Origin of the sequence: Hydrogenophaga sp., from assembly GCF_030656115.1 — a bacterium.
Taxonomy (GTDB): domain Bacteria; phylum Pseudomonadota; class Gammaproteobacteria; order Burkholderiales; family Burkholderiaceae_C; genus Hydrogenophaga.
In genome coordinates, this window is sequence record NZ_JAUSOO010000180.1 from 1 (window position 1) to 8,761 (window position 8,761).

Annotated in this window: 10 protein-coding genes and 1 pseudogene; all 11 read right to left on the reverse strand. The window is 69.2% G+C overall.

Features of this window, described 5'->3' with window-relative positions; all coding sequences use genetic code 11:
* Positions 1 to 51: 51 nt before the first annotated feature.
* Positions 52 to 468 (reverse strand): aspartate 1-decarboxylase, encoded by a 417-nt coding sequence (gene panD, locus Q7J58_RS22290; RefSeq protein WP_304832228.1) that lies wholly within the window; start codon positions 466 to 468, stop codon positions 52 to 54.
* A gap of 105 nt (positions 469 to 573) precedes the next feature.
* Entirely contained in the window at positions 574 to 1,611 is a 1,038-nt protein-coding gene (gene bioB / locus Q7J58_RS22295) for a biotin synthase BioB (RefSeq protein ID WP_304832230.1), read from the reverse strand.
* Positions 1,612 to 1,628: 17 nt separating this feature from the next.
* Positions 1,629 to 1,982: pseudogene (locus Q7J58_RS22300) on the reverse strand (nitroreductase family protein); the annotation flags it as partial.
* Positions 1,983 to 2,018: 36 nt separating this feature from the next.
* A complete protein-coding gene (locus Q7J58_RS22305) occupies positions 2,019 to 2,411 on the reverse strand; it encodes a DUF1636 domain-containing protein (RefSeq protein WP_304832232.1) in 393 nt (130 codons plus the stop codon).
* A 71-nt stretch (positions 2,412 to 2,482) separates the two neighbouring features.
* The gene (gene cobO / locus Q7J58_RS22310) at positions 2,483 to 3,064 is read right to left on the reverse strand and encodes a cob(I)yrinic acid a,c-diamide adenosyltransferase (RefSeq protein WP_304832234.1); all 582 of its coding nucleotides are present in this window, start codon (positions 3,062 to 3,064) and stop codon (positions 2,483 to 2,485) included.
* 31 nt (positions 3,065 to 3,095) lie between these two features.
* Entirely contained in the window at positions 3,096 to 3,902 is an 807-nt protein-coding gene (locus tag Q7J58_RS22315; RefSeq protein ID WP_304832237.1) for an ABC transporter ATP-binding protein, read from the reverse strand.
* A gap of 4 nt (positions 3,903 to 3,906) precedes the next feature.
* On the reverse strand, positions 3,907 to 4,875 hold the full coding sequence (locus Q7J58_RS22320) for an iron ABC transporter permease (RefSeq protein ID WP_304832244.1): 969 nt from the start codon (positions 4,873 to 4,875) through the stop codon (positions 3,907 to 3,909).
* Positions 4,876 to 4,931: 56 nt separating this feature from the next.
* Positions 4,932 to 5,840, reverse strand: a complete 909-nt coding sequence (locus Q7J58_RS22325; protein WP_304832239.1) for a helical backbone metal receptor — start codon at positions 5,838 to 5,840, stop codon at positions 4,932 to 4,934.
* Between the two features lie 100 nt (positions 5,841 to 5,940).
* On the reverse strand, positions 5,941 to 6,507 hold the full coding sequence (locus Q7J58_RS22330; RefSeq protein WP_304832241.1) for a bifunctional adenosylcobinamide kinase/adenosylcobinamide-phosphate guanylyltransferase: 567 nt from the start codon (positions 6,505 to 6,507) through the stop codon (positions 5,941 to 5,943).
* The gene (locus Q7J58_RS22335) at positions 6,504 to 7,346 is read right to left on the reverse strand and encodes an ABC transporter substrate-binding protein (protein ID WP_304832242.1); all 843 of its coding nucleotides are present in this window, start codon (positions 7,344 to 7,346) and stop codon (positions 6,504 to 6,506) included. Before Q7J58_RS22335 ends, Q7J58_RS22330 begins: the two co-directional genes overlap by 4 nt.
* The coding region (locus Q7J58_RS22340; protein WP_304832243.1) for a cobyrinate a,c-diamide synthase at positions 7,343 to 8,761 on the reverse strand (1,419 nt) is incomplete at its 5' end. The genes Q7J58_RS22335 and Q7J58_RS22340, both read right to left, overlap by 4 nt.

Sequence of the window (8,761 nt, forward strand, 5' to 3'; positions counted from 1 at the left end):
CGGCGGCCAGGCTGCGCTGGCGCCAGGCGGCGTTGGCGGACACCGGCAGCATCAGTGGTCCGCGCCCAGGGGCGCGATGACCGGGTCGCCGGCCTGCGGCCCGGCGGGTTCGCTGCGGGTCTCGACGATGCGGTTGGCGGCATCGGGGAACACCAGCCTGGGTACGACCTCGTCGAGCTTGTCTTCATGGACCATGCCGAAGGCCGCGATGATCACCAGGTCGCCCACGCTGGCGCGCCGGGCGGCCGAACCGTTGAGCGAAATGATGCCGCTGCCGCGAGGCGACTTGATGGCGTAGGTGATGAAACGTTCGCCGTTGTTGACGTTCCAGATGTGCACCTGTTCGTTGGGGCGGATGTTGCTCGCCTCCAGCAGGTCTTCGTCGATGCCGCAGGAGCCTTCGTAGTGCAGCTCGCAGTGGGTGACGGTGGCGCGGTGGATCTTGGACTTCAGCAGGGTGCGGAACATGGGGAATCTCCTTGGAATGAAAGGGGTTCGGCCATCGACATGGCCAGGCTGGCCCGCTGGCGTGGTCCTCCTTGAAGGGCACGCGCGCAGCGGCACAGGGGCATGTCAGGCATGCGCGCGCGTGGTTTGCATGCCCATACGGGCGAGCAACTGCTGGTCTGCCTCCACGTCGGCGTTGCCTGTCACCAGCAGCTTGTCGCCGTAAAAGATGGAGTTGGCCCCGGCCAGGAAACACAGGGCCTGGGTCGATTCGCCCATCTGCCGCCGCCCGGCCGACAGCCGCACCTTGGCTTTGGGCATGGTGATGCGGGCCACCGCCACGGTGCGCACGAACTCCAGCGGGTCGAGGTCGGGCTCGTCGGCCAGCGGCGTGCCGGGCACCTTGACCAGGTGGTTGATCGGCACCGACTCGGGGTACGGCGCGAGGTTGGCCAGCTGCGCGATCAGGCCGGCGCGGCCCGCGCGCGATTCGCCCATGCCCACGATGCCGCCGCTGCAGACGTGGATGCCCGCCTCGCGCACATGGCCCAGCGTGTCCAGGCGGTCCTGGTAGTCGCGGGTGGTGATCACGCTGCCGTACAGCTCGGGCGCGGTGTCCAGGTTGTGGTTGTAGTAGTCCAGGCCAGCGCCCTTGAGGCGCTGGGCCTGGTCGCCCGAGAGCATGCCCAGGGTGCAGCAGGCCTCCAGGCCTTCGGCCTTGACCACCCGCACCAGTTCCTCGACCTTCTCCAGGTCGCGGTCGTTGGGCGCGCGCCAGGCCGCGCCCATGCAGAAGCGCGAGGCACCCGCCGCCTTGGCACCCAGCACCGCCTCACGCACGGCGTCGGGCGTCATCATTTTGGTGGCTTCCACGCCGGTTTCGTGGTGCACCGACTGCGGGCAGTAACCGCAGTCCTCCGGGCAACCGCCGGTCTTGATGGACAGCAGCGTGGCCAGCTCCATGTGGGTCGGGTCGTGGTGCTCGCGGTGCACGGTCTGCGCGCGGTGCATCAGCTCAGGAAATGGCAAATCCAGCAGGGCCTGCACCTCGGTCACGGGCCAGGCCTGCTGGCCGGCATCGACCGGCGGCGCCGGCGCTTGGCGCGGGGCGTGGAAATGCAGGGGCTGTTCGGTGGCAGCCAGGGCGGGGGTGATCGTGGTCATCTTGGGTCTCCTAAGGTTCAAACAAAGGCAGGGGCCGAAGCCTCCACTGTCTCGCACGGGGCCAGGGGCTGGCCCCAGTTGTCTTCAAACGGCATATTGTCCAGTGCGCAGCGCTGGGCCCAGCGTTGCAGCGGGAGCATCGGCGCCTCATACAAGTGGTACACCGGGCCGATGCACAACAAGGCCACGGGCTCGGCACCATCGGACATACCCAGCAACGAGGCCACCGCCACCGGGTCGAACATGGACACCCAGCCCATGCCCAGGCCCTCGGCGCGCGCGGCCAGCCACAGGTTCGGGAGCGCTCAGGCCACCGAGACGAGGTCCATCTGCGGCATCGGCCGTCGGCCAAACACGTGCCGCTCGCGTCCCGCTGGCGAAATGGCGCATGCCGTTCACCCGGATCCTCATGGGTGCTCGGAGCCGGTGGTCAGGTTGGGCGGCAAACGGCACAGGATGCCGTTGCGCAGCAGCGGTGGGCGCGCATCGCGGGCGAGGTTGCCGTCGGGCGCCCGGTGGTGCAGCACGGCGCAGTCCAGCAGTTGTCGGGCAACGTCCGCTGCGGGTGCGAGGTCGCCGAACTGGTAGCTGTGTTTGCCCGGTGCCTGGAAAGCCACGGTGCAGGCGCGCGAGCAGCCTGCGGTGCAGGCGACGCCGCGCACCTGGATGTGGGCCCATTCGGGTTGTTCGCCAAAAGCCTGTTCGGCCTGCACGGCTTCGTACAGCAGGTCGCCCGCTGCGCGTTGCTCGCGCGGGTTGCCGGCGGGGCGGCAGGTGGTGCAGACGATGAGTTCGGTCATGAAGGAATCCGTGTGTGTGGCGGGCGCTCGGCGACGGCATTCAACCCGGTGGCTGATGGGGTTGGCGGGTGTCAGTCTTCAATGCCGCGCTGCGCCGGAATGCCCGCTTTGAACGCGTGCTTGACCAGCGTCATTTCGGTCACGGTGTCGGCCAGCTCAATGATCTCGGGCGGACAGCGCCGCCCGGTGATGACCACATGGGTGTGCTTCGGGCGATCACGCAGGGTTTGCAACACGCCCTCCAGCGGCAGCCAGCCGTAGATCAGCGGGTAGGTCAGTTCGTCCAGCGTGACCATGAAGCAGTCGCCGCTGAGGATGGCGGCACGGGCTTTTTCCCAGCCGTCGCGGGCCAGCTGGGCCGAGTGCGCCAGGTCGGCGCTTTTCCAGCTGAAGCCGTCGCCCAGGCCTTCGATCGGAATACCGATCTGCTCAAACATGCGGTGCTCGCCAAAGCGGGCCGAGGGCACTTTCATGAACTGGAAAATTTTTACCAGTCTGCCGTGCACGTGCGTGCGCCCGAACGCGCGCAGGGCCAGGCCAAAGGCGGCTGTGCTTTTGCCCTTGCCGTCGCCGGTGTGCACGATCACCAGCCCGCGGCGCTCGCCCTTGGGCTTTTCGTAGCGTTTCTCGGTGGGTGCGGATTCAATTTCCATGGCTTTCTTCCAGTGAAACGTACTTTGGTATTCATTCAGGCAAGGCCACCCAGCGCGGGCCCAGCGCATGGATGGCGATGCGGTGTTCAAACACCGCCTCCAGCGCCCGGTGCGCTGCGGCCTGGTGCGTGGGGCCTGCGTGAGCAATGCGGCCCTGCTGCATCACCACCACCTCGTCGGCCATCAGCGCCAGCGTGATTTCGTGCAACACGCTGACCACGGTTTTGCCCTGCGCCACCAGGCTGCGCACCAGCGCGATCCAGTCGGCCTGGTGGGGTGGGTCCAGGTTGGCCAGGGGTTCGTCCATCAGCATCACGTCGGCCTCGACCGCCAGCAGCCGCGCCAGCAGCACGCGCTGGCGCTCGCCACCCGACAAGGCACCCAGCGGGCGGCACTGCCAGTCCCAGGCCTGGGTTTGGCGCAGGGCGCGCTCCACGGCGGCGTGGTCGGCCGGGCCGGGTGGTGCCAGCCAGGCCTGGTGCGGCAGGCGGCCCAGCAGGGCCACGTCGTACACCGTGAGGTCGTCGGCGCTGGCTTCACCGGCGCCGCTTTGCGCCAGCCAGGCCAGGGCGCGGGCACGCTCGCGTGGTGCCATGCGCGCCAGGGGCTGGCCGTGCAGCAGCACCTCGCCTTGGTGCGGCAGCACGCCCGCCAGGGCGCGCAGCAGGGTGGATTTGCCCGCGCCGTTGGGGCCGACGATGCTGGTCCAGCGGTTGCGCGCCAGGCTCAGGTTCACGCCCTGCAACACATGGCGCTGGTTGTGGCCCAGGCCCAGGGTGGCGTGCAGGTCCAGCGTCTGCAGCGCAGGGCTGGCAAGGCGGGTGTCTGTGTTCAACATCGCGTCAGCCCACCCGCTTGCGCATGAGCCACAGCAAATAGCCGCCGCCCAGCACCGCGGTCAGCACGCCCACCGGCAGTTCCTGCGGCGCCAGCAGGCCACGCGCCAGGGTGTCGGCCAGCATCAGCAACACGCCGCCCATCAAGCTGGCCAGCAGCACCAGCCAGGCGTGGGTGGTTTTCACCACGGCGCGCACCAAATGCGGCGCGGCCAGGCCGACAAAGGCAATCAGCCCGGTTTGCGCCACGGCGGTGCCGGTGGCCAAGGCCAACACACCCACCAGCGCCGCACGCAGCGGGCCCAGCGGCAGGCCCAGGCTGAGCGCGGTCGATTCGCCCAGCGCCAGCCCATCGAGCACCCGCGACAAGCCCCAGGCCAGCAGCAGGCACACGCAACCAATACCCCCCATCAAAACGCAAGACGCCCAGCCCACGAAGCCGGTAGAGCCCAGCATGAAGGCCTGCATGGCCTGCAAAAGGTCGGGCGTGGTGAGCGTGACCAGCGAGGTGAGCGCACCCAACACCACGCCCACCACCACACCGGCCAGCAGCAGACGCAGCGTGTGCTGCACGCCACGGGCCAGCGCCAGCGTGAGCAGCACCGCCAGCACCGCGCCCACAAAGGCCGCGCCGGTGAGCCCCAGGCGCACCACCCACTGCGTGGCAAACGGTGACACGCCCAAGCCCGCCAGCGCCAACGCCACACCCAGCGAAGCGCCTGAGGCGCTGCCGAGCAAAAACGGATCGGCCAGCGGGTTGCGAAACAGGCCCTGCGCCACCGCACCGGCCAGGCCCAGCAAAGCGCCAGCGGCAAACGCGCCCACGGTGCGCGGAGCGCGAATCTCCCACACAATTTGCGCCGCCACCGGGTCGGCCAGCATGTGCCACACCGCCTCCAGACCCGTGCTGCCCACGCCCAGCCCCAGCAGCGCCAACACCGCACCGCCCAGCACCAGCGCAGCAGCCAGCCACAGCGGGCGCGCCGACTGCGCACGCGCTGCAGCCAGCGGCGGGGCCAGGGTGGTGGTGTTCAAGGCGCTTTCTCCTGCAAGCAGCGCGCCATCAGGCGGGCGGCCTCGGCCATGCGCGGGCCGGGGCGCACCAGCACATCCGACTCGTCGTTGGGAAACACGCACAAGCGCTCTTCGCGCACGGCGCGGATGCTGCGCCAGCCCGGGCGCTGCGTCATGCCCTCAAAGTTGCGGTCGCCCACCATGATCACGTCCGGGTTGGCCCGCACCACAAATTCGGGGTTGAGCTTCGGGAACGGCCCCAGGCTCGCCGGCAGAATGTTTTGCACACCCAGGCGGGTGAGCGTTTCACCCATGAAAGACGAGGTGCCCGCACCATAAGGCGCCCGATTCACCTCGAAGTACACCCGCGTGTTTTTCACCCGCGCCGGCAGCGACTGCGCCGCCGCCGACACCGCCGCGTCAATGTGGCGCCAGATGCGCTGCGTGGCCTGCGCGTCCACCCCCAGCACCTGCGCCACCTTGCCCAGCACGCGCTGCACATCGGCGTGGCTTTTGGGCTCCAGCGCCACCACCTTCAGCCCCAAGGCCTCCAGCCGCTGCACCACCCGCGACGACTGCGCGAGCAACACCGCATCGGGCCGCAGCGCCACGATGGCTTCCACGTTCGGGTCAATGCCGCCACCCACACGCGGCAGCGCGGCGATGGACGCGGGCCAGTTGGAATAGCGGTCCACCCCCACCAGCCGGTGGCACTGGCCCAGTTCGCACACCGTTTCGGTGAGCGAAGGCAGCAGCGTCACGATGCGCTGCGGGGGCGCGTCCCAGCGCACGGTCACGCCCCGGTCGTCGGTCACTTGCAGACCTGCGGCCTGTGCGCTGCCCAGCCCAAAAGCCCAGACCAACAGGCACGCGGCCAGCCCGCGCAAGCCTCGGTTTGGCAAGCCTCGGTTTGCCATGGTTTTCATGGGGAGACTCCGGGTAAAGAAGGTGTGAACGGAACGGAACGGCCCTTGCGCGCCTGCCCGGCGAGCCATTTCGCAACCAAAACGCTTGCGCCGTGGGTTGTCATGCCGCACCTTTCAACACCAGCGGCAGGCCCGCCGCCATCAGCGTCACGCGCTCGCAGGCAGCGGCCACCTGCTGATTCATTCGGCCCAGCGCGTCTACAAAAGCGCGCACCTCGCGCCCCATCGGGATCACGCCCAAGCCAATTTCATTGCCCACCAGCACCACCGGCCCGGGTGCAGCGGCGATGGCCGCACACAGCGCTTCTGCGGCGGCAACCACGCCCGCCTCGTCGCTGGCCAGTGCTGGGTCAACCGGCATCATCAGGTTGGTCAGCCACAGCGTCAGGCAATCGACCACGGTCAGTGTTTGCTCATCGCTGTGTTGCCGCAAGGCCTCCGCCAGCGCCCGGGGCTCTTCCACCGTGGCCATGCCGGGCACGCGCTGCGCCCGGTCCAGCTGGTGGCGGGTGATGCGCTCGCGCATTTCGCCGTCCCAGGCTTGCGCGGTGGCGATCATCACGGCACGGTGGCTGGGTGACGCATCCAGCCATGCCGCTGCCAAGGTTTCAGCCCGGCGCGACTTGCCACTCTTCTGGCCGCCCAAAATGAATTCCGTGCGCGTCATATACACCGAGCCCCACCCACGCCCCAGCGCGGCTCCACACGCACCATCCAGTCCGTCACGATGCGGTGCATCTGCGCCACGCCGTCGGTGAGCGCGGCGGGGCCGGGTTGCAAAATGTCGGCGGATTTGATCTCGAACAACTGCCCGGTTTTCACCGCCGCCACGTCTTGCCAACCCGCACGAGAGGCCACGTTTTCGGGCCGAAACTTCTTGCCGCACCACGAGCCGATGATGATGTCCGGGTTGCGCCGCACGATCTCTGCGCCGTCGGCAATGATGCGATCTTTGCCCAGCGACTGCACCGCCAGTTCGGGAAACACATCGTCACCGCCCGCGATGCCCAGCAGCTCCGACACCCAGCGAATGCCGCTGATGTGCGGCTCGTCCCATTCCTCAAAAAACACCCGGGGCCGGCGCTGGCCCGCCGCCTCGCGGGCGGCCACGTCGGCGCGCATGGCATCCAGTTGCTGGCGCATGGCGGCGATGCGCGCCAGCCCCGCATCGGCACAGCCCACCATGGCCGCCACCTGAAACAGCATGGAAAAAATCTCGTCCACGCTGCGCTGGTTGAACACGGTGACCTGCACGCCCGCCCGAATCAGCGACGCCGCAATGTCGGCCTGCAGGTCGGAAAAGCCGAACACGCAGTCGGGCTGCAGGGCCAAGATTTTGTCCACCTTGGCCGTGAGGAAGGCGCTCACCTTGGGTTTTTCCTCCCGCGCCCGGCGTGGGCGCACGGTGTAGCCGCTGATGCCCACAATGCGCGCCTCCTGCCCCAGCAGGTACAGCCACTCGGTCGTCTCCTCGGTGAGGCAGACGATGCGTTGTGGTCCGGTCATGACGGTGCCCCCACGCTCGGCACTGCGTGTACTTCGCTGCCCCCCAAGGGGGCGCGAGCTTGCTTGGGGCGGCCCGGCGCGGCGCTCAACGTGGCCTCCTGCAGAAACAGTCGAGCGGTCGCATCGGGGTTCGACGCGAACCAGGCGTGGAAATAGCTCGCGCGCACCGGGCCCTGGCGGTAGATCGCTTCGGGCTTGCCGAACCGGCCGCCCGGCGCGGTCTGGGCCACGGGCGCCAGCGGCGATGTGGTCAGCGAATAATGAAAGGTGTGGCCACGCAGTTCGCCCTGCGCCGTGTCCCAGCGCTGCGGGCCGAGGGCCGCCAGGCGCGGCTGCATGGCCACCTCGCCCGGCAGCAGGCCCCACATGGGCACGCGAGTGCCATCGGCCAGCGTCAGGCCGTCGAACAGCGGCATCATGCCGCCGCACTCGGCCCAGACCGGCTTGCCGGCTGCGATGTGCGCCGCCAGCGAGGCGCGGCAACGTGTGCCGTTCACCAGTGCCTGTGCGTGCAGCTCGGGGTAGCCGCCGGGCAACCAGACCGCGTCGCAGTCGGGCACCGGCTCATCGGCCACCGGCGAGAAGAAGACCCGCTCGGCGCCCAGGGCACGCAGCGTGTCCAGGTTCGCCGGGTAGATGAAACAGAAGGCCGTGTCGCGCGCCACGGCCACGGTGCGACCCTTCAGCCGCGGTGCCACGGTCTGCGGCGTCGGCGCATCGAACGCCACCGCCCAGCGCTGCCAGCCCGCAGCGTCGAGCCGCCCCAGCGGCGTGGTCGCCATCGCGTCGGCCAGCGCATCCAGCCGCGCCGTGGCATCCGGCAGTTCCGACGCCACCGTCAGGCCCAGGTGCCGCTCGGGCAGCGCAAAGCCGGCGTCGCGCCGCAGGCCGCCCAGCCAGCCGGCGTCGATGCCGCCCGGCTCAGCGCCCAGGTCATCGCCGCGCACCGAGGCCTGCAGCATCTTCTCGTGGCCCTCGCTGGCGACGCGGTTGGCCAGCACGCCCGCCCAGGGCAGGCCGGGCCGGTAGTGGCGCAGGCCGTGCACCAGCGCACCGAAGGTGCCCGCCATGGACCCGGCGTCGATCACCGCCAGCACCGGAATGTCCAGCTTCTGCGCCAGGTCGGCCGCACTCGGCTCGCCATCGAACAGCCCCATCACCCCCTCGATCAGGATCAGGTCGCTGTTCAACGCCGCCTCGTGCAGCCGAGCGCGGATGTCCGCCTCACCGTTGAGCCAGAGGTCCAGGTTGTGCACCGGGTGGCCGCTGGCCAGCTGGTGCCAGTGCGGGTCGAGAAAGTCCGGCCCGCACTTGAACACCCGCACCCGCCGACCCTGGCGCGCGTGCAAACGCGCCAGGGCCGCGGTGACGGTGGTCTTGCCCTGGCCCGATGCGGGGGCGGCGATCAGGATCGC

Bases quoted from the DNA above. Each gene is read 5' to 3' on its own strand.
- Q7J58_RS22335 (WP_304832242.1), bottom strand. From the start codon at position 7,346: ATGACCGGACCACAACGCATCGTCTGCCTCACCGAGGAGACGACCGAG.
- Q7J58_RS22305 (WP_304832232.1), bottom strand. From the start codon at position 2,411: ATGACCGAACTCATCGTCTGCACCACCTGCCGCCCCGCCGGCAACCCG.
- Q7J58_RS22330 (WP_304832241.1), bottom strand. From the start codon at position 6,507: ATGACGCGCACGGAATTCATTTTGGGCGGCCAGAAGAGTGGCAAGTCG.
- Q7J58_RS22325 (WP_304832239.1), bottom strand. From the start codon at position 5,840: ATGAAAACCATGGCAAACCGAGGCTTGCCAAACCGAGGCTTGCGCGGG.
- cobO (WP_304832234.1), bottom strand. From the start codon at position 3,064: ATGGAAATTGAATCCGCACCCACCGAGAAACGCTACGAAAAGCCCAAG.
- Q7J58_RS22315 (WP_304832237.1), bottom strand. From the start codon at position 3,902: ATGTTGAACACAGACACCCGCCTTGCCAGCCCTGCGCTGCAGACGCTG.
- panD (WP_304832228.1), bottom strand. From the start codon at position 468: ATGTTCCGCACCCTGCTGAAGTCCAAGATCCACCGCGCCACCGTCACC.
- bioB (WP_304832230.1), bottom strand. From the start codon at position 1,611: ATGACCACGATCACCCCCGCCCTGGCTGCCACCGAACAGCCCCTGCAT.